This window comes from Legionella gresilensis (assembly GCF_900639865.1).
Taxonomy (GTDB): Bacteria; Pseudomonadota; Gammaproteobacteria; order Legionellales; family Legionellaceae; genus Legionella_C; species Legionella_C gresilensis.
Map to the genome: position 1 here is coordinate 125051 of NZ_CAAAHX010000001.1, position 26034 is coordinate 151084.

The following is a 26034-nucleotide window of genomic DNA, read 5'->3' on the forward strand; positions in this document are numbered from 1 at the left end:
ATTAATATTACCCTCAGCCTTTATTCTTTAATACCTGGATTAAGGCCTAACGCTTTAGGAAGTTCATCTGCAATGGCGGTACCCACATTACGGCTAACTCGTTCAAGAACACTTTGCTTATAAGTATAATCAATGACAGTATTTAATTTTAATACATCACGTGCAAGCTGCCCACTGCTCGCAAAGCCATCAATAAGCCCACGTGCTTTCGCTTGATTTCCAGTCCAAAATAAACCTGAAAAGGTTTGATTATCTATGTGTAGGCGCGAGCCACGTCCTGCTTTTACGCGATTTATAAATTGCTGATGCACATCATTAAGCATGGTTTGTAATAATTGTTGCTGCTCAGGTGTAACGGGCGAAAATGGATCTAAAAAGCCTTTATTACTACCTGCTGTTTGCAAACGACGGGTAATACCTAATTTTTGCATGGCATCAACAAAGCCAAAGCCATTATAAAGTACACCAATAGAACCTACCATACTTGCTTCATTAGCATAAATTTCATCAGCTGCTGCTGCCACATAATAAGCTGCTGAAGCACACACATCAACGCATACAGCATAGGTCTTAATATTAGGATATTGAGCACGATAATGGCGTAAAGCGCTATACATATAATCAGCTTGTACAGGACTTCCACCCGGGCTATTAATACGAATAATTAACGCCTTCAAAGATTTATTTTTATAGGCTTTATCTAACCCTTTAACAAAATTTTCTGCATTGCCGCCGCCATCGTCAGAAATAGTTCCTTCTAGATCAATTAAACCAGCATGCTCTTTAACGAGAACCTCTTTATCAGTTTCTAATAAAGAACTCAGTTTAAAAAAAGCTAGAATAATTAAGGCGACGATAAGAATGCGTATTATCCAACGCCAACGACGCTTTCGTTTTTGTTCGCGCATGTATTCAAGAATTATTTGATTTAATAGCACTTGTGACTCAGACTGTTGGTTAGGAGAATTATTCATAAATAGACTGCTTTACCCCTTGTTTTTTGAATTTAAGCCCTTATTTTACGGCAGTAAGACTGTAATTAATACCTTTTAGCTTCATATTGAAAGATAAAGGTCGATATTTAACCAGACTTAACTTATGCAAGCAAGCATAAATAATCTATGATAGAGAGGTTATACAATGCGAATGGATAAACTTACCTCAAAATTTCAAATGGCTCTTGCTGATGCTCAATCCTTAGCCTTAGGAAGAGATAATAGTTTTATTGAGCCTGAACATGTCTTAAAAGCTCTGCTTGATCAACAAGGCGGTAGTAGTAGACCTTTATTAACCAAGGCCGGTGCTAATATTGCTCAACTGCGTACAGCGTTAGACCAAGCGCTGGATCGTTTGCCTAAGGTAGCAGGTACCGGCGGCGATATTCATATTTCAAATGCGCTTAATCGCTTGCTTAATTTAACGGATAAATTAGCTCAGCAACGCAAAGATGCTTATATTTCAAGTGAATTATTTTTACTAGCTGCTGTGAGTGAAGAAGGAAATTTAAGTCGCCTACTTAAACAAGCCGGTGTAACCAAAGAAACACTTGAACAGGCAATTAATGATGTACGTGGCGGTGAGGGCGTTAATGATCCTAATGCAGAAGATCAACGACAAGCTCTAGAAAAATATACGCTAGATTTAACCGAGCGAGCTGAGCAAGGTAAATTAGATCCTGTTATTGGTCGTGATGATGAAATTCGCCGAACTATTCAAGTTCTACAAAGACGTACTAAAAATAATCCTGTTTTAATTGGTGAACCAGGCGTAGGTAAAACGGCCATTGTTGAAGGGTTAGCACAACGTATAATTAATGGTGAAGTACCGGAAGGATTAAAGAATAAGCGCTTACTTTCTCTTGATATGGGTGCTCTTATTGCTGGTGCTAAGTTTCGTGGTGAATTTGAAGAACGCTTAAAAGCAGTGTTAAAAGATTTAAGCAAACAAGAAGGTCAAATTATCTTATTTATTGACGAATTACACACGATGGTAGGCGCTGGTAAAGCAGAAGGTGCGATGGATGCTGGTAATATGTTAAAGCCGGCTTTAGCTCGCGGTGAATTGCATTGTATTGGTGCAACAACGCTGGATGAGTATCGTCAGTATATTGAAAAAGATGCGGCCCTTGAAAGACGCTTTCAAAAAGTATTAGTTGATGAGCCTTCTGTTGAAGACACGATTGCAATTTTGCGTGGTTTAAAAGAACGTTATGAAGTTCATCATGGTGTTGAAATTACTGACCCTGCCATTATTGCTGCAGCAACACTTTCACATCGTTATATTAGTGATCGTCAACTACCAGATAAGGCGATTGACTTAATTGACGAAGCAGGCAGCTTAATTCGCATGGAAATCGATTCTAAGCCTGAAAGCTTAGATAAATTAGATAGACGCTTAATTCAATTAAAAATAGAACGAGAAGCGCTCAAAAATGAAAATGATGAAGCTTCTAAAAAAAGATTACAAGATTTACAACAAAGTATTGATGAGCTTGAAAAAACTTATACTGATTTAGAAGAGGTTTGGAAAGCAGAGAAAGCAACGTTGCAAGGCGCAACCCATATTAAAGAAGCGCTGGAACAAGCGAAAATAGAATTAGATACAGCACGCAGAGCGGGTGATTTAGCTCGCATGTCTGAATTGCAGTATGGCCGCATTCCTGAGCTTGAAAAGCAACTATTACAAGTGAATGAAAAAGAAGACAACACCGAGCATCGTTTAGTTCGTAATAAAGTAACTGAAGAAGAAATTGCTGAAGTCGTTTCTAAATGGACCGGTATTCCTGTGGCTAAAATGCTTGAAGGTGAAAAAGAAAAATTACTCCATATGGAAGATGCTCTGCATAAACGTTTAATTGGCCAGGATGAAGCAGTAGATGTTGTTTCCAACGCTATTCGCCGTTCACGCGCCGGCCTCTCTGATCCTAATCGCCCTATTGGTTCTTTTCTCTTTTTAGGTCCAACTGGGGTGGGTAAGACTGAGCTTTGTAAAGCGTTAGCTGCCTTTTTATTTGATACTACTGAAGCCATGGTTAGAATTGATATGTCCGAATTCATGGAAAAGCATTCTGTTGCCCGTCTGATCGGTGCTCCACCAGGCTATGTAGGTTATGAAGAAGGCGGTTATTTAACGGAAGCGGTAAGACGAAGACCTTATTCTGTGATTTTGCTTGATGAAATTGAAAAAGCACATACAGATGTATTTAATATTTTACTGCAAGTTATGGATGATGGTCGTTTAACAGATGGGCAAGGTCGTACTGTTGACTTTCGTAATACGGTGATTGTCATGACATCTAATTTAGGATCCCATCTAATTCAAGATATGGCGTCTAAAGTAACTTATGATCAATTAAAAGAAGCGGTAATGGGAATTGTAAGCCAGCATTTTCGTCCTGAATTTATTAATCGAATTGATGATACGGTGGTCTTTCATCCGCTCAGTCAGGAACAAATCACAACCATCGCGGGTATTCAGATTAGTAATTTACAACAACGTTTACAACAATTAAATATTCGCTTAGACGTTGAACCTGCAGCACTTGCGCATTTAGGGAAAGCGGGTTTTGATCCGGTGTATGGTGCAAGACCACTTAAGCGTACTATTCAACAAGAGTTAGAAAATCCATTAGCACAATCCTTGTTGACTGGACAATTTAGCTCAGGTGAAACAATTCATGTCTCATGGAAAGATGATAAATTACAATTTACCAGTGAAGAAACTGCAGAAATTCGCCATTAATAATCAAACTTAATTCTTAATAATCTCATATTGAGAATTAAACATTATTAAACTAAATGGTTAACAAATTATTTAAGTTTGCCACGTTTTATTTAAGATGCCTACGTTCCGCGACTTGTTCGCGGAATCTAGCATTGTAGCTTGATAGCAGAATTTTAAATTATTTCAAATAAGAACCTAACAAGCTTGGGAAGTAAGTGTTGGAATATAACCTAAACACTCATTGGCCTCTTTTTGCTCCAGAACAACTTTCACTGCCGCTTTAAAAAAGCGATCGTTATACTGCAGCATTGTAATTAAATTTTGCTCTCTTTTTGAATTAAGATAGTTTTGTTTTTCTTTTTGCGATAACAAAACCCCATCAACTGTCACAGCATCAACGTTAAATAAACCGGATTTTTCTTCAATATTCAATAAAATACTATTGTTATTAATTATATGATCTAAGGCTCGTTCTACCGGTTGTCCTATCAAATGCGGATTAAAATTAAAATCTGCACAAAAAATTAGACTTTTATCTTGATAGCGATCCAAAACATACTGAATAAATTGACAATATACTTGAGTGCGTGCTGAGAGTAATTTTTTGTCTGTTGTATAAACATCACCTGAAAATGGAAAATGTGCCAAAGCAACATATTTTGTTATTTCACCATTTTGTAATTGCCATAACTGAAAGCGATTAACTAGATTTGGAAGAAGACTTATCCCATCTAAATTGACTTTACTAACTTTATAGTGATTATCAGCAAGCATCAATAAACCCCATTCTGGCCCTACTTCATTTGGCTTATGAAATTCATCTTTACTGATAAAGCGCTGCATTGCAGGGAAGGCTTTTAAACTATTATTTAAGAACTTAATATCATCATCTTTAATAGGCCCTTCACAAAGGCAAATTGCTTCAATTGAAGGATTATTCTTAACAGTTTCTGCAATAACATGTGCAACTTTATTTAGCCTTGTTTTATAATCTGCATCATCCTCGACAATACCAAATCCATTATTAAATCCTTTTCCCCTTTTCCTTCCTTGCATCATGACATTCCAAAATAAAATACCGTCATGAACTATAGGGTGATGATCAGAAATCTTGCTTGCTATGACATCCTTATTGTTTAAACAAGCATACACATTTGGGACTTGAGCCGATGCGTCATTAATTTCTTCTTCGTATTGAATTTGAGATTTCATAGCCTTGATCCTCACTAGAACTACTTGTACAAGACTATTTGTACAATGAAAATAAAAAATGTAGGGTATTGCTAATAAATGATCACTAGCGCTATCTATTAAATAGGAAATATTAAATAAGTCCAGTGTTTTGTAATAATTTTTTTAACTAGGAAAATCCCGCTTAGAATTCAATTTTCTATGCGGGATAAGTGGACAGAAAAATACAAATAGGATTAGTCTAATTGACGTAGATGTGGAAATAAAATGACATCGCGTATAGAAGGTGAATTAGTAAAAAGCATGACTAACCTATCAATACCAATACCTTCGCCTGCTGTTGGTGGTAAACCATACTCAAGGGCCTCAATATAATCATGGTCAAAGTGCATGGCTTCTAAATCCCCAGCTTCTTTTTCAGTAACTTGCTTATGAAAACGCTCAGCTTGATCTTCCGCATCATTAAGCTCTGAAAAACCATTAGCAATCTCACGGCCAGCAATAAAAAATTCAAAGCGATCAGTAATAGTTGGATCTTTGTCGTTACGTCTTGCTAATGGTGATACTTCCGTTGGATAACCCGTAATAAACGTGGGCTGAATTAATAAATGTTCCACTGTTTCTTCAAAAATAATCATTTGTAATTTACCTAATCCATCCGTAGATTTATAAGATAATTGCAACTGCTCTAAAATAGCTTTGCATTCCTCTACAGTTTCTAACTGAGTAGACGTTAGATTAGGATGGTAATGTAAAATTGCTTCTTTAACACTTAAGCGCGCAAAAGGTTCATTAAAATTAATTTCCTGACCTTGATAATTAATTTTTCGGCTACCTAAAACGACATCACATAAATGCTGCATTAAATCTTGGGTACAATCCATTAAATCCTGATAATCGGCATATGCTTGATAAAATTCAACCATAGTAAATTCTGGATTATGGCGCGTTGAAATACCTTCATTACGAAAATTACGATTGATTTCATATACGCGTTCAAAGCCACCGACAACTAAACGCTTAAGATATAATTCAGGAGCAATACGTAAAAACATATCCATGTTTAAACTATTATGATGGGTAATAAATGGCCTGGCTAAAGCCCCCCCCGGAATAGGATGCATCATAGGTGTTTCTACTTCTAGAAAATGATGATTATCCATATATTGACGAAAAGCTTTAATTAATTGTGAGCGCATAAGAAAAGTGCGGCGCGAATCTTCATTGGCAATTAAATCCACATAGCGCTTGCGATAGCGCATTTCTTGATCAGCTAAACCATGAAATTTATCAGGCAAAGGCCTTAGTGATTTTGTAAGCAAAACAACATTATTTGCATGAATACTCAGTTCCCCGGTATTAGTCTTAAATAATTCTCCTTCTACACCGACAATATCGCCTAAATCCCATTCTTTAAATTGCTCATAGATTTCGGGTAAATCATTTTGCTTTATATAGATTTGAATACGACCAGATACATCTTGAATATGAAAAAAGCTTGCCTTACCCATAATCCGACGTAAAACAATACGGCCGGCAACAGCAACTTGAATTTTTTCTGCAGCTAATTCTTCTTTAGTACAATCTTTATATTGATCTATTATATTAGTAGCATAGTATTTACGACGAAAATCATTAGGAAAATTAAATCCATGCTTGCGTAAATTAGCTAATTTTTGTTTACGAATTAAATATACTTCACTTTCATCTACTGTCACTTCTGTCATACTGCTGCCCCTATACCAGCTTTTAAACTGGCTTCTATAAATTTATCTAGATCCCCATCTAATACAGCCTGCGTATTACTGGTTTCAACACCTGTTCTTAAATCTTTAATTCGTGATTGATCTAAGACATAAGAGCGTATTTGTGAGCCCCAACCAATATCAGATTTTGTTGCTTCAAGCGCCTGCTGCTCTGCATTTTTCTTCTGTAGTTCCATTTCATAAAGCTTCGCTCGTAATTGCTTCATAGCGCTATCTTTATTTTTATGCTGACTTCTATCTGTTTGACATTGCACCACAATACCTGTTGGCATATGGGTTATCCGTACTGCGGAATCAGTCCGGTTAACATGCTGCCCACCTGCGCCTGAAGCGCGATATGTATCAATACGTAAATCAGCGGGGTTGACTTCAATCTCTATATCCTCATCAACTTCAGGTGAAACAAATACAGCTGCAAATGATGTATGGCGTCTATTACCTGAATCAAAAGGTGACTTGCGAACTAAGCGATGGACGCCAGTTTCAGTCCGTAACCAACCATAAGCATATTCACCAACTACATGAATAGTTGCACTTTTAATGCCGGCAACTTCACCTGGTGAACATTCTATTAAAGTCATATGAAAACCATGATGCTCACCCCAACGTAAATACATACGTAGTAACATTTCCGCCCAATCTTGGGCTTCTGTTCCACCCGAGCCTGCTTGAATATCTAGATAAGCATTGGCGCCATCCATTTTACCTGAAAACATGCGGCGAAATTCTAATTTTGCTACTTGCTGTTCTAGTGATGCGACTTCTTTAGCAACGTCATTTATGGCTTCTTCATCACTTTCTTCACGCGCTATCTCAAAAAGTTCAGTCAAATCAAGAATATTTTTAGTTAAAAACTCTAATTGATGCACAACGGATTCTAGCTGTACACGCTCGCGTCCTAAGGCCTGAGCCAGCTCTGGGTTATCCCAAATAGCAGCAGATTCGAGCTCGCGCGTCACCTCTTCTAAGCGCTCTTGCTTACTATCGAAGTCAAAGATACCCCCGAAGTGCGTTGGTTCGCTCACTTAAATCATGTAAAGTTATATTAATTTGATTTATTTCAAGCATTTTAATTTTAATAGTAAGTTGATAAAGTGCTCTAGTTTACAGGTAAAGGCTAAAACAGGCTAGAAACAGGTGCAAACTTGGCATCTATCTTGTCTTTTCTTTTAAAATCGTTTAAAATTTTAGATCATATTGACTAATTTTTAATCCAATTATGTGGAGTTTACTATGCCTCCTAGAAAAAAACCGAAAGATAAAGCTCAAGAAGAGCCCGGGGTTCAAATGCAAGACCTAAAGAATAGAAAGAAAAAGGCAGAAGAGGACAACGCACAAGCTACCCCTGCTTATAAAAATACTGCGCCTAAGAGTAAAGATTTTGAGGACATTATTAAAGATTTTGAAACAAAGTATGGTAAGGATAACTATAAAAATAACACATTTATTTTTCCTACTATAGGTGAGGCTGAGAAATTTTTTGATGATCAAGCCAAAGAACCAAACAAGCGTGAGTTCTTTGTGCGTGCCATAGATGAAAATGGAAAATATACTGGTAAGAATTTATTTTCGTTAGGTACGGGTAAAATGTATGACGGATCCCTTATCGAAATAAAAGATAAAATATGCAAGGATCGTGAGGCACTTGAAAAGGCGAATAATCCAGCGGATAAAGAGGCAATTCAAAAATATAAACTCGCTGAAACAAGATTAGCTATGGTTATAGAGAAAGATAAGTTTCAACAAACTAAAAGCTCAACTAGTCAGTTTACACCTGAAAATGAAAAGCAAGAAGATACAAACGTACCAAAAATGCAATAACACGCTAGCTCCTCTACTAGTTATAAGTAATTTACCACTTAGGACTAACTGGAGCTGACGTATTCGTCTTAAAGGGAATCGTAATATTTTCTGGGCGTTGCCAAAAAAGAAATTTTAATTTTTTTACTAGCAAGTAAGTAGAGGTTGAATTAGTGTCACTTGCTTTAGAGCGTTCTGTAAATTCCTCTTTCTGTTGTTCCTTTTTAACCTCTTTAACTATTTGGTGACCTAACTCTTCAGTCAAGGGTGTTCTACTAGTTAATTTTTCTTCTACTTCATTAATATGCTGCAACTGCAATTGTAATCGTTCTCTAATGATTTTTTCACTTTTATCTAGAATTAATTTTTTAACTAAAGCAACAATACCTATCGCTACAAAAGTACCAACAGATAAGATAATACCACTTGGTAAAAACGACCAAGCAGCCATAATTCCAACAATTAAAATGGCTGCTATTAAGTTAATAAAAGTGCTATTTCGTCGATTAAAATAACTATATTCATTACGAATGTGACTACGGTAAAGATTTAAATCTAGGGTAGTAGGTAATGCTTCTCTAGCGATATATTTAATAGCATAGTGACCTAATGAAATGAGTTCCTTAGCAACATTTAAGACCGAAGCCAAAATAAATAAACCGCCAATAAGGGGCGTCATTGGTGAAGCGGCAATAATCCATAAAACATAAGCTACAAAGTTAACAAGAAAACTTGCCACTACAAAGCCATTATCATGCAAACGTTTAAGTACTGTTCTTTTAGTATCTGTATGATTATTATAAAGATAATATCCTGTTGAAAAGACATGAGAAATAAGCCCTAAAACCGGTAGACTAAATGTAGATAAAATAAATGATTGCAGAGCAAGCCTTACTGTTACCAATTGCGGTATAAAAAGCGAAGAAAGAAAAATCATTAATGCACCAAACCCAGCCAAGGTAAGCTTTTTCCTACTTATCTGCGTTTTTTCATCTATTAATTGCAAGATATAGCTTATTTGAATAAAACCACGACGATTTAATTTTTCCAGAAATTGATAGAGATTTTTTCCCTTGATATAGCTGGACCATTGAGATTTAGGAATATTTAGATTGGCTAGAATATTTTGGACTTGTTCAACAATTTCCTCATCATCTGTAATAATAATTTCTTTGAAGTTAACCCTTAATGCATCTAGATTATACGTATAATAAGCTAATTCGTTTTTTACAACGTCTGCTCTATCTCCTTTAATATAATTATTAAATGCCTTTAGGTTATCTAATACTGATTTCAATGGAATAATTTAAGATAAATTAGGAATTAATAGCTACGCATATTAAAAAAATCTTCTTTCATTTGCAATGTTTTAGCCTTCATGGCTTTATTTTAGGCATCAATAGACCACTTTCCTAACTGACAACAAGAGCAGTTAAAAAACTGAAAAAGCGCAGTGTGCAAGAAGTACATTGCGCTTTGTTAAGTTATTTAGCTTTCTTAAGTAGTGATAACATTTCTGCTTTATTTAAATAGCCAGCAGAAGTAAGTTGACTTCGTTCAGCGCCTAATGAATCAAAGAAAATCATTTCAGGCAAACCATAAATCGCGAATCTCTTCTTAATTTTACGCGTTTCAGGGGTATTCTCGCTTAAATTCACCTTCAGGCTAACTAATCCATCCATGGTTCTAATAACATCTGGTTGATTGAAAACATGCGCCTCCATCGCCTGGCAATCACTACACCAAGTTGCATAAAATTCAAGAAACACAGGTTTATGAGCTTGCTTGGCCTGAATCAAATGAGTATTAATTTCCTCTAATGTATTTACCTTTATAAAAGGAGCCTGTTTAGGTGCTGAGACAGCATTAGCATTATTTTTAATCATAGTTGGGACTGACGAATACAATATGACCCCACTTATCATTAGGCCCAGACTACCAAAGACTTGCATGACTTTCTGCCCATTTGATGATGTATTTTGAAAAAGTCCTAGATAAAAACTTACCAAGATGAGTAAAAGCGCCCATAAAACATCAATAATGGCATTAGGAAGAATTCTAGATAACATCCAAATAGCCATTGCTAGCATTAAAAAGCCAAAAAACTGTTTAATTTTAATCATCCAGAGGCCTGTACTAGGTAATAGAGAGCCGTATCCTGCGCCTACCAACAGCAATGGGGTTCCCATACCTAAGGCCATTACAAATAAGATTAAGCCACCTTTTAATACTTGGCCTTCTTGCCCAATATAAGTTAATACCCCAATTAAAGGCGCAGTTACGCAGGGTGAAACAATTAAGGTTGAAATTACACCCATTAAAGCAACAGAAATAAAGCTCCTCTTACTACTCTTTTGGCTTAGCTGGCTTAAACGAGAATTAAACGAACTAGGCAGACTTAAATGGAAAATATCTAACATAGATAATGCCATTAGTATAAATAAAACGCTAAAGGCGCCAATAATCCAAGGCTGCTGCATTAAAGTTTGTACCGTACTACCTAAATAAGCAGCTAGCATTCCTGCTAGAGCATAGGTCAATGCCATACCTATCACATAGGCTGCTGACAGCTTAAAAGCCCTTGATAAGGATAAAGCATTTTGGCCCACGATGATGCCCGATAAAATAGGCACCATAGGTAGTACACAGGGTGTAAAAGCTAATAATACACCAAGCCCAAAAAAGATAGTTAAATAAACCCAGGGCCCATTATTTTGAATAAGGTGCGCTAATGTTAAAGGATTTGAGCTATCAAAACCGACAGGTAGCGCCCACGTAGAGCTAACAATACCTATAAGCCCTATTAAGATTAATAAATAAGTATTCTTTTTCATATAGTCCTCATAATCTATATATAGCTAACTTTCATTAGCTACTTAATCTAAATTTAACTGAAACAATAGGATTAAACCTGCTAATGGATTAAGGCTTTAACCTAAGCTCAGCATTTAAAATTATTTGCTTAAATTTTTAAAACTAGACTACATAAATTAAATAGGTGGCTTAAAAGGCGACTCACGTGGCGGGGTAGAAATTAAATAAGGTATAGCAAAGAACAATAGACCAATAGGAATAAATAAATAGGGCAAACAACCTAAGTATTGTTCCTCGGCTGTATAGTAAGTAGAAGCTTGACACAAAGCGTTTATTGCTGCTCTAGTTGGGCATTCTGTGGTTTGAGTATATTGGCTGGTTGATAAAGGCTGTTTATTCAGAAAAAGAGAAACGGGCTTAATAAAAGTAAAAATTAAGCTTAGAATAAAGAAATACTTAACTATAGGGTTAGATATCTTCATAATAAAAATATTAACACAAGAAATTTATTCTAACAAATAGGGTTATTATTTACCTTTAAACCTTTATTGAAATCCTAACTATGATTAAATGCTTGAATTCAAATCTTTTTCTATTTCTTTAAAGTTCAATCAAAACTATTTAATTTTTTTACCTAAAAAATTTTTTATACTTATTTTTGCCATATTTATACCAATTTGTTAATCAATTAACTATTTTAGAAAAGTGTTAACTATGTAGAGACTAATTATTTCTGCAATTTAACTAGTTTATATGAAAATTTACAGGAAATTTTATGCTATACCGCTTAAAAATTACTAAATCTCCTGAGAGCATGGACAAATTTGCTACGATCCCAACTACAACTAATGAGCTAGACTTGAGCAATTATGAGTTATATATATATTTAATTCTAATAATCTAGTTAAAGCTTTGTTCTTTTATAATGAGTGTGGCCCAAATTTTAGAAATGATAAACAAAGCTTTAATGTTAACTTACTTTTACTGAAAATTTACTACACAGCTTAAATTACTCTAACCCGCCTTCTTCCTATTTTTATTTTTCCACTCAGTATCAATCGATCCCTTCTCTAAACTCTTTAAGCTATGATCAAGAGCTACTCGTTCATCAAATACAAAACAGTGCCCTTCCCACATAGAGTTTTCAACAGGCATGGTAGCAAGGTAATTTAAAATACCACCATTTAACTGATAAACTTGCTTAAAACCTAATTTCTTTAAATAAGCTGTGGATTTCTCACAACGAATCCCACCTGTACAATACATAGCAACTTTCTTGTCTTTTTTATCAAGCAAATGTTTTTCCACATAGGCAGGGAGGTCTCTAAAATTTTCTGTTTCTGGATTAATAGCGCCTTTAAAGGTACCCAACTTCACTTCATAATCATTTCGTGTATCAATAACAACAACATTAGGATCGGCAAGTAATTCATTCCATTCTTCCGGTGTCAAATGAATGCCTGTCTCATCTTTGGGATTTATTTCAGGTGTACCTAAAGTGACAATTTCTTTGCGTAATTTTACCTTTGCTTTATCAAACGGATTAAAATCGTCATAGGTTTTACGAAAAGATAGCTCACTTAATTCAGTAAAGCTTTTTAAATAATTTTCTAAATAAGTGACTGAGTCCTCTTCTCCACAAAACGTGCCATTTATACCTTCTGCAGCTAAAATAATGGTGCCACGAATATTTTTTTCCTTCATAACCATTAATAATGGTTCTTTCATCGCTTCGTAACTGGTAAGAGACGTAAAATAATAAAAGGTTGCTATTGTATATAAACTCATTTTTGACCTAGTTAAACTTCTTTCTAATCAACTATATTATATCTAATTCTAGTTAATGAGGCTGTACTAAGATAAAAGTGCTAATAAAAAAACCATATTTTATCTTAAAATTTAGTTAATGAGTACTAAAAGCTTTTTTATTTGAACTTAAATTATTTTTTACTATTTACTTATTTTTGTTTCCTTTAGTTACCAAATAACACAGCGATTCGGATTTATCATCGGACTAGGACTTTTTATATTAAATGCTGTTGCAAATTGAGGAATATTCGCTAAGGGGCCATTAACTCGATAAACTGCTGGTGGATGAGGATCAGTTGTTAATAAATTGCGTAATTGTTCTGGACGTATATTAGTAGCCCAAACATGAGCAGCACCTAAGAAGAACTGTTGAGCAGGTGTAAAGCCTGCAATTGTCTTAGCTTGCTTATAAGCTTCAGACTTATGAAAAGCCAAATAAGCTAATAGAACACCGCCTAAATCTGCTGTTGCTTCACCCACTACGAGTTCACCTTGGATAGCTAGGCCGTCCACTTTATAATTAGCATATTGTTTAACAATACATTGAGTCGCTTGATGAAAACGCTCTAAATCTTTAGGGGACCACCAATTTTTTAAGTTACCATGGCCATCAAATTGGGCGCCCTGATCATCAAAACCATGCGTAATTTCATGACCAATAACAAATCCAATAGAGCCGTAATTTACTGCAGCAGGTGCATTAGGATCAAAAAAAGGTGGCTGTAAAATGCCAGCGGGAATATTAATATTATTCATTGAAGGATCATAGTAAGCATTGATCGTTTGTGGTGTCATTTCCCATTCTTCTCGATCCACAGGCTTATCGATTTTATTTAAATCTCTTTTAAGCAAAAATTGATTAGCACGAATGACATTTAAAACATAAGGCCCTCTATCAATTTTTAATTGAGAATAGTCACGCCACTTATTTGGATACCCTACTCTCTCTTCCATTAAAGCCAGCTTTTCTAATGCCGCTTGTCGAGTACTTGGGGTCATCCAGCTTAATGTTTGTAAATCAGTTTCTAGTGCTTGCCGAATATTGTGTAAAATGGCTAATACAGCCGTTTTTGATTGTTCAGAAAAATATTTCTCTACATACAATTTACCGATTGCAAACCCTAAAAGACTGTTTTCCGTATTTACAACGCGCTTCCAACGAGGTAACAATTTTTGCGCGCCTGTTAAAGCCTTGACCATATTAAAATCTTCATCTACAAATGGTTGAGATAAATAAGGAGCAAACCCATCTAAAAGATGCCATTGTAAATATATTTTCCAATTCTCTATAGGAATACTTGTTAATAACTTATTGACACCAATGAAGAAATCAGGCATTGCGATATTAATCGTTTTGATATTTGGTAAACCTAAAGCTTTAAAATAGCTTGGCCAAGAAAAATTAGGCATAAGCGCTTCTAACTCTTTACGAGTCTTGACATTAAAGGTTGCTTTTATATCTCGCTGTTTAACTTGTGGCATCGATATTTTAGCTAATTCTGTTTCTATGCCCATGACTGTCATTGCTTTCTGTTTAGCAAGTGATGAACTATCGCCTATCAGTTCAAACATACGAGCGATATGAGTAAGATACGCTTCTCTTATGACTTTAAATTTAGGATCTTCCTTTAGATAATAGTCTCTATCGGGTAAACCTAAGCCTCCTTGTAACGCTACGCCAATCACTTGTTGACTATTTTTATAATCTGTCATGCTGCTAGTATTAAATAATACATCGACGCCTATTAATTGCAGTTGCGTAATAACAGCTTGTAAATCAATTTGGTTTTTAATGTCATTAATTTGACTAATAAAAGGTTGCAGTGGCGTAAATCCTAATTTATCAATTGTAACTGTATCCATACCGCTCGCATAAAAATCCCCTATTTTTTGTTCAATACTTCCTAAAGTAGATGGTTTATTGGCGGCACTTATTAACAATAGATGAAGCTTATTTTGTATATCTTCCTGCAGAATGTTAAATGTACTCCAACTAGCATATTGCGGCGGAATTGGATGGGTCATCTGCCAGGTACCATTAGCATATTTATAAAAATTTTCGCCAGGGGAAACACTATTATCTAACCAATCTAAATGAAGTGATTGTACTGAAGATTTAGCATGATTTGGGCTAGCATATAAATAAGTAGAACTTAGAAAAAATAATGTACAAACAAAAAATCTACTTAAAATCATAATAGCCCTCATTAGAAACTTAGATTTATCTATTTAAATAAGCCTCATTTTAAGCTTATATTTTAAAAAAACTTATTGTAAATAGCCACTTATCGACTACTTAAATTAACAATGTCAAATTACCATAATTCTTTAATAAAACAAATTGCTATACTTGAAATAAGAATAATGTAGGGAAGAGATATGCGAATATTAAATAATCTACTATTTCATTTGCTAACATTAGTAAAACTAGTGATTTGGGTTTTTATCTTTATTACTTTATTTGGACTTGCTAAGCCATATATTACTAATATAAATAAATATAACTACCTAACTCCCATCGTCAATTTCGAAAAAACAATAAACAATAACGTTAAAAAATATGTTCCTACTACGATATCCGATAGGGATATGTCTAGACCAATTACTATTATTTTCTTCATTATTTTATCTATTCTCACTACGCAAGCAAAAATAGCTCTAAAAGAACAAACCAGAAGATCTAGAATGAAAAAGGAGCTTGGTTTATTAAAGAATAAAGCAGCTACTGAAAAACAGCGTCAATCTATACATAAGTTGGAAGAACAGTTTGAGCACAATCCTACAGGTAAAAACCGACAACAATTATTGAAAGAATTTGTACTTTTAAAAAAGGAACTTGAAAAGACGGGTAGGAACCTTTCATTTTTAGCGGTCGATGTTGTTGACTCTACAGGCATGAAAAAAGGAGAAGATCCCGTTATTGTAGAAAGTGATTTTAATGAATATCGAAATTTCGTTTGTAATAAGTTTAAGGAGGCGGGCTACATCAAAGCCTCTTGGACTCCAGATGGAGTCATGGCTTGTTTTAATACGACTGAACAAGCTATTAATGCAGCACGTCTAATTATCTCTGGTTTAGATAATTTTAATAAACACACAAAAATGATGAAACAAGATTTTAAGGTACGTTGTGGTATAAATACTGGCTTCGTATATTATGATTTATCAACGCCACTGGAAGAATTTGGTGATAGGGTTATTGATATTGCCGGACATATGCAAAAACATGCTAAACCTAACACTATTTATGTGGCCAAAGAAATTATTAAACCGATTAAAACTTATGAAGATTTTAAATCTAGCCAAGTTACAGTAGATGGATTTGAAGTGTCTGAATGGGATCCCAAAACAACGCCAAATTCACCTAATAATAATCAATTATCCTCTTAAGATAAAACAGATAAATTATATTAATAATGCCTAAAAATTTTCACAATTTATAACTATGAAATCCCATAAAAAAAGAGAGAAAATAATTATTTAATTAGCTGTCTTTTATCTTTAAGGGATTAATTTTCATGAAATTCGATCCGCGCCAACACTAGACCTCTTTTCCAAACTGTCAGTGATGAGACGAGGTCCTTCGAAAAAAAGGCTGAAAAAAAGCGGCGTACGTAAAATACATAAGTATTTGAAGACCTTTTTTCAGAGGATATTCGAAATATCATCAGAATTTATTTTAATCTAATAGAACAAACTAAATTGACTATGCTATATTATTTTGGATTTTTACTAACTTAAAGGGAATTTAATGATGAAACTTAAATTAGTCACACTTAGCTTACTTTCTACTTTTACTATGCCTATCGTTTTTGCAGCAGGAGCTACTCATAACACTGATAATACGACTACTCAAACTACAGCTACTCAGCATAACGTTGGCAATGTAAATCAAAATAGCACAAGCTCAAATCAACAAGCTAACAATCAGCAAAATCAAAAAGATGGACAGATATTAGGTATTTTGGTGGTATTAAATCAAAATGAAGTGTCATCAGCTGATTTGGTTACTAAAAAGAAAGATGTTAATCCTTCAGTAAAAAAATACGCAAAAATGCTAGCAAAAGAACATGCTAAAAATTTAAGAGAAACCATGAAGCTTAGCCGTATTATTGGCGCACCTATACAAAATGATACAGCTAATAATTTAAAGCAAAAAGGACAAGATGAATTAAACACCTTAAATCCTTTAACAGGTGCTGCTTTAAATAAAGCCTATATTGATGCGATGATACAAGATCACCAGCAAGCTATACAGTTATTTGATAACGATTTGCTTCCTAGTGTAAGTAATAAAAAATTAAAAAATCACTTAACTCAAACTCGGAAACATTTAGTTAAACATTTAGAAGAAGCACAGCAGATTCAAAAGAAATTAAATCAAATGGATAATTCTTCAAGTACTTCTAACCAATCTAATACCACAAGTACATCAAATACAGCCCAATAATAAACCGTTAAAACTCTCTAAATAACAGCAATAAGAAGAATTTAAATTCTTCTTATTGCTTGATTAAACTGTACGCTTATTGATTACCACCAGTACCTGTTGTACCTGTTGTACCTGTACCTGTATTAGTGGTAGTACCAGTATCGGTAGTACCAGTAGTTCCTGTAGTACTGGTGCCTGTAGTTCCAGTTGTACCAGTTGTTGCAGGTACGTCTGTTGTAGTTGTTGTAGAGCTGTTTATTGAAGTGTTAGATGCAGGAACAGTAGCGCTAGGTGTTTCTACATTAATTGTGCTATTTTCTGGTGCCGGTGTAGTCGTTGTATTAACCGTATTATGATCCCCTAATACATAATAAAGAATCACACCGATGATGACTACAATAACAACTATCGCAACAATAGCAACGTTATTACTAGAATTATGGTCTGCCATTACAATCTCCTTTTATTTATCCTTATTCCCTACGTGTATTAGTATAGAACTAATAACAAACTATGCCATTAAATTTATTCAGACACAATTAGTAATTAAAAATCAACGGCATGACTATTGCAAGCGATAAAAGATAAAAAGAAAATTTTAACTATAATTGATTTTTATAATAGATTTCTTTCGAATCTAGCTGCAAGTTGGCCGTGATAGTAGAGTTTCCAAAGAAATCTAAATAGCATCATTTTTATTCTTATTTAAAGAATGACTAGATCTGGAGGAATAGATTGTGCAAGCAAGTCAGGCGACTTATAAGAATGAAAAAATTTTTAAACAAGAGTTGATGACTTCTTTTCGGTCTGTTCGCGAACAAACTGAAAAATTATGCCAAGTATTAATTACTGAAGATTATATTATTCAAGGAATGCCAGATGTTAGCCCCCCTAAGTGGCATCTAGCACATACCACCTGGTTTTTTGAAACCTTTATTTTACTAAAATCGAAACATTATCGGCCTTTTAAACGGTCTTATGATTATTTATTTAATTCTTACTATTTAGGGATTAATCAGCCTTTCCCTCGCGCAAACCGTGGCTTATTATCTAGGCCATCAGTAGCCGACATCTATAGTTATCGAGACCATGTTGATAAGCAAATTTTGGAGTTAATTAATAAATCATCATTTAATAAGTTAACTAAACTTTATCCTTTAATTCGTTTAGGTATAGAGCATGAGCAACAACATCAAGAATTATTGCTTATGGATATTAAATATAATTTTTCTCTCAATCCTGATTTACCTACTTATTTTACACCAGACACATCGTCTAAATTAAATACAACACGGATGCCGTTAGAGTTTATCAATATAATAGAGGGTAATTTTATAATGGGTTATCAAGGCATAAACTTTTGCTTTGATAATGAACTTCCCTGCCACCAAAATTTTATTACAAATTTCTCCATTGCTAACAGACTTGTTACGAATTCAGAATACCTAGAATTTATGCTAGCAGGTGGCTATGCAGACCCCACTTTATGGTTGGCAGATGGCTGGGACTGGATACAAAATAATGCAATTACCAAACCTTTATATTGGCTGGATATAGATAATTGTTGGTATGAATTTACACTAACAGGGTTAAAGCTTATAAATTATTGGGAACCTGTTTCCCATGTAAGTTATTTTGAAGCAGATGCTTATGCTAGATGGCGCTCTTGCCGCCTACCCACTGAGGCAGAATGGGAATACTTTGTAACTCAAAATCAATTATCATTAAATGGTAATTTCCTAGAGCAAGGTTTTTATCATCCACAGCCTGCCTATCAACAATCAAAAGACATGTCGGCAAAACAGTTTTTTGGTGATCTCTGGGAATGGACATCTAGTCCTTACTCAGCATATCCTCGATATAAACCTTTTTCTGGCTTAGTTGGTGAATATAATGGTAAGTTTATGAATAATCAATATGTTCTTCGCGGAGGCTGCTGTGCGTCTCCGCAACAACATATTCGAGCAACTTATCGTAATTTTTACCAACCAGAAAAAAGATGGGTATTTAGCGGTATTCGACTAGTGAAGGATAATTAAAAAAGGAGTTTTAATGACTGTTAATTTAAATATAACCACACTGGATCAACCTGATTTAGTTGAAAGGAATAAAACTATTTTAACGGATATATTAAATGGCTTAACAAGTGAAAAAAAATTTATTTCATCAAAATATTTTTATGATGAGCAAGGAAGTGAATTATTTAATAAAATAACTCGCCACCCAGATTATTACTTAACAAATTGCGAATTAGAAATCTTACAAAATCACAAAGCTGAAATTGCTGACTTGCTCAACCAACAAAGCTTTAATCTTATAGAGCTTGGCCCTGGTGAAGGTATTAAAGGTCGTATACTTATCGAACAGTTTTTACAAAATTCTTTAGACTTTACCTATTATGCAATTGATATTTCTAATAAGTACTTAGTTCAGATTATTAACCAATATAGTCAAGAGTTTCCTGACCTAAAGCTAGGCGCCTTAAATTCTGATTATCTTAAAGGTTTACAATGGTTAAAAATGCAATCCAATCGAAAAAATTTATTATTATTTTTAGGCTCAAGTATTGGTAATTTTAATTACGGCCATACGCAAACTTTTCTGCAAGAAATTTGGTCTTATTTAAAGAATGATGATTATCTCTTAATTGGATTTGACTTACGAAAAGATATTGACATTTTATTACGTGCTTATAATGATAAGGATGGAATTACCCGCGCATTTAATTTTAATTTATTACATCGTTTAAATCAGGAGTTGGGTGCTAATTTTGATCCAACATTATTTTATCATTATGCCCCTTATAATGTATATTCAGGCGCAATGGAAAGCTATCTTATTAGTTCTCAAAAGCAAAATGTTTTTATCAAAGCGCTTGATAAATCTATTCATTTTTCTGAATTCGAACCTATTCATTTAGAATTTTCTTACAAATATTTACTACCACAAATTAATGAGTTTGCCAAGCAAAGTAACTTTGCAATCGTCAAAAATTTTTTTGATTCGAAAAATTATTTTGTTGATTCGCTATGGCAGGTTCATAAATAAAGTTTACCTCTCTTCATCCTGAAAATTTATGATTAGCATGATAAATTTATTACAATCTGTCATTATTTTTGTTTGATTCAACAAATTAACTCCCTTAATATACCCTTATTTATACCAAGGTTTAATCTTAAATGAATGTTATCAAAAATAGTCTTAGCCATCTTATTTTCCTTAGTCGTTGGCTGCAAGCGCCCTTATATTTTGGCCTTATCTTAATTTTAGGGGCTTATGCTTATCGATTTATTGTTGAGTTATTTCATTTATTGATTCACATTCAATCTCTTGATGATACACATATTATGCTTGGTGTATTAGACTTAATTGATGTTGTAATGATAGCCAACTTACTTATCATGGTTATTATGGGCGGTTATGATACATTTATTTCCGAGCTTAGTTTACAATCTCATCCTGATTTACCTGAATGGCTCGATCATTTAGATGCAGGTGCCATGAAAGTTAAACTTGCAGTAGCTTTAATTGGTATTTCATCAATTCATTTGTTAAGAACCTTTATTGATCCCACAAAACAAAGTAATTATGCTGTCATGTGGCAGGTGGTTATTCACTTAACGCTTGTTATTTCAGCCTTAGCAATTACCTATACAAACCGTTTAGTAAATAATACCGAGCACTGATCTTTATTATTTAAAAAGTAATTTTCTTTAATGGATTTGTTTGCATTAGACTTTTACCTAAACTGAATTTGACAGGTCTTATAGGTAAGCTTAAGATAATAAAATTATATTTAATTTCTAGAACGTAGCCTAAAAAAACGGGCGAAACTGTGCTTATGTAAGGACTTTTGCTAAGGAGAGTTATATGCCAGCATTATTTGCAGGCAAAAAGATATCGAAAATTCTCACTAAAAATAAATTTAACTTGTCTATTAAAGCTAAAGAAAAATGAATTTAGGTCGAAAATAAAGTCACTCATTGAGGTAGTAAACTCTTAAATAACTCTAATTCATCTAGGAACAATCATGGACAATAAAAGCAAACCCCAGCAAGATAAATATAAAGAAGATCAACAAGATAAAAATACGCGCGGTCAACAGCATGGCCAAAATAAAAAAAGGCAATTTCAGCATGGAGAAAGCCAACAAGGTATTGATGGGCATAAATCAAAGTAGCATCATAAAATTTTTCTATTCCTAGGATGAATAGATACTTATTAACCAGAGAAAATAATGGACACGCAAAAATATACTCCGAACAAACTTTCTACCAGCGAAAAACTATTTAAAAATTTTTGTGATAGTTACAAACATCGAGATTTACCCCACATACTGAGTTTATTTACGGAAAATGCTACCTTATGGGGTACAGGTATTGATGAATACCGCTACGGACTGAAAGAAATTGAAGAGCAATTGTTACGTGCGTGGAGTCAATCTGAAGATAGTGAAATTACAATTATTAATTTTAATCCAGCACCTGCTCATTCTTTTTGGGCTAGTGCTAACTGTAGTGCGAAATTATGGATTGATGGGCAAACTTATATACTAGAGCACTTAAGAGTCACCATTTGTATTGATGAGGAAGACCAGACTTGGAAAATTGCGCATCTTCATGCTTCCTTTCCTGATTTTAGAAATCCTCGTGATAGTGCATTCCCTATTACAGGAAGCTAGTCTATAGAATCAAAGTTGCCTATTGTTTAATTCCCTTTTTTAAAGAAAGATAAAAAATTTGTTTAAATTTTTGCTATTATTTAATCTATCTGGTTTTAATCTTTGTCTATCTTATGACTCAATACTTACAAATCAACAGGAAAATAAAAGCCTGGACAAAGCATGTTATGTTTGATGAGAACGCTAAAGAGCAAATTATAAATTTAGCCTCTCTACCTATTATTTATAAACATATCGCGATAATGCCGGATGTACACTTAGGCATTGGTGCTACAGTAGGCTCCGTTATACCTACTAAAAAAGCAGTTATCCCAGCTGCTGTAGGTGTAGATATTGGTTGCGGTATGATAGCGATGCGAACTAATTTATTTGCTAAGGATTTACCTGATGATTTATATAAGCTACGTTTAGCAATTGAAAAAGCTATTCCAGTTGGCTTTGATAAATGGACAGAGCAAACACTACCGCAACTGGCTATTCAAATCTGGAAAAGTAAACTTAATAAAGAGTATCTTTTTTTAAGAGAGAAGCACCCCTCCATAGGTATGGGCAAGCAATCTAAGCACCGTTCTAATCCAGTTAGTCAACTTGGTACGCTAGGCGGTGGGAATCACTTCATAGAACTGTGTTTAGATGAACAACAACAACTTTGGTTGATGTTACATAGTGGCTCTAGAGGAATAGGTAATATAATTGGCACTTACTTTATTGAATTAGCTAAACGTGATATGCAAGAGCAACTAGGTCAATTACCTGATAGAAATTTAGCTTATTTTACTAAAGGAACAAAGCATTTTGATGATTATTTTCATGCTGTCAGCTGGGCGCAGAATTATGCCAGATGCAATAGAGATATTATGCTGCAAATTCTTGTTCAAACAGTAAGTAATTTTTTAGGTATACCTATTAATAGTGAGTTGTATGTAGTTAATTGTCATCATAATTATGTTGCAGAAGAAAACCATTACGGTCAGCGTGTATATATTACCCGGAAAGGTGCCGTATCGGCTAAAAAAGACGAATTAGGTATTATTCCTGGAAGTATGGGTGCAAAGTCTTTTATTGTTAGAGGGTTAGGCAATCCAGAGAGTTTTAATAGTTGTAGCCATGGTGCTGGTCGCGTTATGTCACGCCATCAAGCAAAAAAATTGATTAGCTTAGCTGAACATAAGATAGCTACAAAAGCCGTTGAGTGTCGCAAAGATAAAAATATACTTGATGAAAGTCCTGCTGCCTATAAAAACATTGATGCCGTAATGAAATCACAAGAAGATTTAGTAGAAATATTATTTACTTTAAGACAAATTTTATGTGTTAAGGGATAAAAGTAATTAACCTCATTATTAACCTCTGTTATTCTCTTAGTAGACTTCTTCGGAAACTCGCTGCAAGGAGCTAAGTTGCAGGTTGCGCCAGCACACAGAACCGGAGGGTACATAAAGTACATGAGGATTTGAGCACTGCCGCAGCCAGCAAATTGGCCATTAAAGTAGAGTTTCCAAAGAAGTCTAGAGATAAAAATTATATATCAACATTATACAAGGATGGTAAATGACTTTTTTCTACGCGATAGGAAGGAATACCAGTCGAGTCCTCCTCTCCTTTAATCTTTTTTTCGCGTTTCTCGGTCATGTAGGCCATAGTGCTCTAAGAGCAATTTTTGGCCCTACACATATTGTCTGGTTAAATGTATTAAAGATTCTTTATAATTCTGGGACAGCGATTGTTATTCCACTTATCTTTATTAGCATTTTATCAGCAGGCACCTTATGTCTTAACCTTTATTTCACTTTACAAAATTTTAATTTGCATGAGAAAGCGCTCCCCATTGCCCAAACCATGTTAACCAGGGATCTATTACCTCTTTTAATAGGATTAGTATTATGTGTACAATCCTCACTTAATTTGATTATTAACCGGGTTAGAATTACAAAGTTACGCCATACGCCACATGAAGTAATTCTTACCTATATCTTACCTATTTTTATAGGTACGAATATGTGTGCTGTACTTTTGTATGCTTATACGCTTACTGCTTCTTTAATTGGTCTTTCTTATATATTTAATTATTACTTTAATATGACATTATATGAGTATATGCTTCATATTAGTCATGCAGTAAAAATTACCAGTTTAATAATTGGAACAATTAAGACACTTCTATTTGCTACAATTATAAGTTTAACAGCTGGTTATTATTATTATTTAGCTGCGATTATACATATTCCTTTACGCACTGCCGTATCTCGTATTTTAACACGTGGTGCCCTATGGATTATTGTAATAGGCGCTCTGTTAAAAGTTCTACGGATTTAAATGATCGCTAAAATAGTTTAAGGATAAATTAATGCGTCATGAACCTTTTTATACTTTAGTAGGTATATTTGTAGTTGGTGGCCTTGCCTTGATGTTTGTTGGAGGTTTATTTTTTTATCAACAACATACGCAAGCAAAAGTACAAACGTTTGTTATGTTTTTTAAAGGCTCATTAAAAGGATTAAGCGCAACGACTCCCGTAACTTATCGAGGTGTGAAAGTTGGTGAAGTCTCGCTTATTGAAATTACAGAGAATAAAATTAAAAATAAAGTTGAAATTCCTGTTTATGTCGAATTTTTTGTAGAGAAAAACCTAGATTTTGCTCAAAACCCTGTTGAATTATTAATTAGGAATGGCTTTGTTGCGAACATTTCTAGCCCTAATTTTTTAACGGGGGTCGCTGAAATTGAGCTAGTTAAAAGCGATGTCAAACTTAGTAATTATCAGCCTAGCTATTTCCGTGGCTATCCTATTTTTCCCACAAGAAATACCAAGGAAAAACCCACTACAATTACCGAAACCTTAAAATCAGCACAAATAATGATTGAAGAAATTACGAAGTTTGTTCGCTCCCCGGCTTTTAAAGATACTATAACTTCTACGCGACGAATGGCTAATAGTTTCACGCGATTATCGCGTAATCTTGATAATCGGTTGCCGTCGGCCATTAATAGTTTTAATCAATTAACCCGCAATCTTGATAACCGGCTTCCGTCTGCGATAAATAACTTTAATCGCTTAACACTTAACCTTGATGATTATTTACCACCAGCTATTACCTATTTTAATCGCTCTGTAAAAGAAATAGCAGACGCCGCTAATTCCGTCGAAAACTTGAGTGACTACCTATCACGCCACCCCGAATCACTCTTACGAGGTAAATCGTGATCTTTAGAACAATTAGCCTTATTTTATTCATGTTATTATTGCTTTCTTGCAGTCGTTCAAAAGAATCAGAATTTTATCTATTAAATCCGATTACGCCTGAGCAAAGCAAAGTGCTTCATAATGACATGCAAATTGGCATAGATGAAATTCAGGTGCCCGAATACACTCAAAAACCACAATTAATGATTAACTACACCCCTTACAAGGTCCAATTAAAGGAGTATCATCGCTGGGTTGAGTCCTTAGATAAAAATATTGGGCGCGTTATCGAGGCTAATTTAACTACCTTATTGCCAGGCGCAGTTATTGCAAGATACCCTTGGGATACTAAGTTTAAGCCTAACTACCATATTCAGATTGATATTTTTCAATTTGAAATTGATTGCAAAGGCGATAGTATTTTACGAGCCGAGTATATTATTTTTTCTAATGAATCACTGGTTAAAAAGTATGATGTATTTTATCGGCTTAAATTAATTAACGAACCTGTTACAATTGAAGCCCTTGTTAAAAGCATGAATACTAACTTAAATCACTTAACAAGGGATATTGCGAATTCATTTAAAACAGTCAGTAAATAAGAAATAACGAATGACAATTATTTCTATATTAA

The 26034-nt window shown here is 34.3% G+C and carries 23 protein-coding genes; 13 read left to right on the plus strand and 10 right to left on the minus strand.

From position 1 onward, the window contains the following. Positions 1-20: 20 nt before the first annotated feature. Entirely contained in the window at positions 21-974 is a 954-nt protein-coding gene (locus E1P04_RS00520; protein ID WP_131780982.1) for a S49 family peptidase, read from the minus strand. Between the two features lie 166 nt (positions 975-1140). Here E1P04_RS00520 and clpB point away from each other — a divergent pair, with 166 nt between their 5' ends. Further along, positions 1141-3741 (plus strand): ATP-dependent chaperone ClpB, encoded by a 2601-nt coding sequence (gene clpB, locus E1P04_RS00525; protein ID WP_131780983.1) that lies wholly within the window; start codon positions 1141-1143, stop codon positions 3739-3741. A 177-nt stretch (positions 3742-3918) separates the two neighbouring features. Here clpB and E1P04_RS00530 read toward each other — a convergent pair whose 3' ends face one another. The 3 genes from E1P04_RS00530 to prfB all read right to left on the minus strand — a co-directional run bounded on the left by E1P04_RS00530 (position 3919) and on the right by prfB (position 7748). Next, a complete protein-coding gene (locus tag E1P04_RS00530; protein WP_131780984.1) occupies positions 3919-4935 on the minus strand; it encodes a hypothetical protein in 1017 nt (338 codons plus the stop codon). A 215-nt stretch (positions 4936-5150) separates the two neighbouring features. Continuing rightward, positions 5151-6641 carry a lysine--tRNA ligase gene (gene lysS, locus E1P04_RS00535; protein ID WP_131780985.1) on the minus strand — a complete coding sequence of 497 codons (1491 nt, stop codon included), beginning with the start codon at positions 6639-6641 and terminating at the stop codon, positions 5151-5153. Beyond that, positions 6638-7748 (minus strand): peptide chain release factor 2 gene (prfB, locus tag E1P04_RS00540; RefSeq protein WP_131780986.1). Its coding sequence is split into 2 segments (ribosomal slippage): positions 6638-7672 and positions 7674-7748, totalling 1110 coding nucleotides; the frame shifts between segments, so codons are not numbered across the junction. Before prfB ends, lysS begins: the two co-directional genes overlap by 4 nt. Positions 7749-7913: 165 nt before the next feature. Here prfB and E1P04_RS00545 point away from each other — a divergent pair. After that, positions 7914-8501 (plus strand): hypothetical protein, encoded by a 588-nt coding sequence (locus tag E1P04_RS00545; protein ID WP_131780987.1) that lies wholly within the window; start codon positions 7914-7916, stop codon positions 8499-8501. 31 nt (positions 8502-8532) lie between these two features. Here the strand turns inward: E1P04_RS00545 and E1P04_RS00550 are convergent, their stop codons facing one another. The 5 genes from E1P04_RS00550 to E1P04_RS00570 form a co-directional block, all read right to left on the minus strand. After that, positions 8533-9777, minus strand: a complete 1245-nt coding sequence (locus E1P04_RS00550; RefSeq protein ID WP_131780988.1) for a hypothetical protein — start codon at positions 9775-9777, stop codon at positions 8533-8535. Between the two features lie 187 nt (positions 9778-9964). Continuing rightward, entirely contained in the window at positions 9965-11314 is a 1350-nt protein-coding gene (gene dsbD / locus E1P04_RS00555) for a protein-disulfide reductase DsbD (protein ID WP_131780989.1), read from the minus strand. Between the two features lie 156 nt (positions 11315-11470). Continuing rightward, complete coding sequence (locus tag E1P04_RS00560) at positions 11471-11776, minus strand: lpg1681 family protein (protein WP_131780990.1); 306 nt, start codon at positions 11774-11776, stop codon at positions 11471-11473. 532 nt (positions 11777-12308) lie between these two features. Next, positions 12309-13082, minus strand: coding sequence for an oxygen-dependent tRNA uridine(34) hydroxylase TrhO (gene trhO / locus E1P04_RS00565; protein ID WP_131780991.1), 774 nt, complete (start codon positions 13080-13082; stop codon positions 12309-12311). A 189-nt stretch (positions 13083-13271) separates the two neighbouring features. Further along, entirely contained in the window at positions 13272-15296 is a 2025-nt protein-coding gene (locus E1P04_RS00570; protein ID WP_427853023.1) for a M13 family metallopeptidase, read from the minus strand. A 186-nt stretch (positions 15297-15482) separates the two neighbouring features. Here E1P04_RS00570 and E1P04_RS00575 point away from each other — a divergent pair, with 186 nt between their 5' ends. Next, entirely contained in the window at positions 15483-16493 is a 1011-nt protein-coding gene (locus E1P04_RS00575) for an adenylate/guanylate cyclase domain-containing protein (RefSeq protein ID WP_131780993.1), read from the plus strand. A gap of 361 nt (positions 16494-16854) precedes the next feature. Further along, positions 16855-17553 (plus strand): DUF4142 domain-containing protein, encoded by a 699-nt coding sequence (locus E1P04_RS00580; protein WP_131780994.1) that lies wholly within the window; start codon positions 16855-16857, stop codon positions 17551-17553. A gap of 76 nt (positions 17554-17629) precedes the next feature. On the opposite strand, the gene E1P04_RS00585 is transcribed toward E1P04_RS00580, so the two are convergent. Next, positions 17630-17986 carry a hypothetical protein gene (locus E1P04_RS00585; protein ID WP_131780995.1) on the minus strand — a complete coding sequence of 119 codons (357 nt, stop codon included), beginning with the start codon at positions 17984-17986 and terminating at the stop codon, positions 17630-17632. 286 nt (positions 17987-18272) lie between these two features. On the opposite strand from E1P04_RS00585, the gene egtB reads away from it, so the two are divergent. The 9 genes from egtB to E1P04_RS00625 all read left to right on the plus strand — a co-directional run bounded on the left by egtB (position 18273) and on the right by E1P04_RS00625 (position 26002). After that, positions 18273-19574 carry an ergothioneine biosynthesis protein EgtB gene (gene egtB, locus E1P04_RS00590; protein WP_207385966.1) on the plus strand — a complete coding sequence of 434 codons (1302 nt, stop codon included), beginning with the start codon at positions 18273-18275 and terminating at the stop codon, positions 19572-19574. A 13-nt stretch (positions 19575-19587) separates the two neighbouring features. After that, positions 19588-20583, plus strand: a complete 996-nt coding sequence (gene egtD / locus E1P04_RS00595) for an L-histidine N(alpha)-methyltransferase (RefSeq protein WP_131780996.1) — start codon at positions 19588-19590, stop codon at positions 20581-20583. A gap of 131 nt (positions 20584-20714) precedes the next feature. After that, a complete protein-coding gene (locus tag E1P04_RS00600) occupies positions 20715-21221 on the plus strand; it encodes a TIGR00645 family protein (protein ID WP_131780997.1) in 507 nt (168 codons plus the stop codon). 344 nt (positions 21222-21565) lie between these two features. Continuing rightward, positions 21566-21715 (plus strand): hypothetical protein, encoded by a 150-nt coding sequence (locus tag E1P04_RS17535; protein ID WP_165482641.1) that lies wholly within the window; start codon positions 21566-21568, stop codon positions 21713-21715. A gap of 57 nt (positions 21716-21772) precedes the next feature. After that, a complete protein-coding gene (locus tag E1P04_RS00605; protein WP_131780998.1) occupies positions 21773-22216 on the plus strand; it encodes a nuclear transport factor 2 family protein in 444 nt (147 codons plus the stop codon). A gap of 113 nt (positions 22217-22329) precedes the next feature. Then, on the plus strand, positions 22330-23541 hold the full coding sequence (locus E1P04_RS00610) for an RtcB family protein (protein WP_131780999.1): 1212 nt from the start codon (positions 22330-22332) through the stop codon (positions 23539-23541). A gap of 226 nt (positions 23542-23767) precedes the next feature. Further along, positions 23768-24532 (plus strand): ABC transporter permease, encoded by a 765-nt coding sequence (locus E1P04_RS00615; protein ID WP_131781000.1) that lies wholly within the window; start codon positions 23768-23770, stop codon positions 24530-24532. Between the two features lie 31 nt (positions 24533-24563). Then, positions 24564-25421, plus strand: a complete 858-nt coding sequence (locus E1P04_RS00620) for an MlaD family protein (protein ID WP_131781001.1) — start codon at positions 24564-24566, stop codon at positions 25419-25421. Continuing rightward, positions 25418-26002 (plus strand): PqiC family protein, encoded by a 585-nt coding sequence (locus E1P04_RS00625; protein ID WP_242604357.1) that lies wholly within the window; start codon positions 25418-25420, stop codon positions 26000-26002. Before E1P04_RS00620 ends, E1P04_RS00625 begins: the two co-directional genes overlap by 4 nt. Positions 26003-26034: the final 32 nt, after the last annotated feature.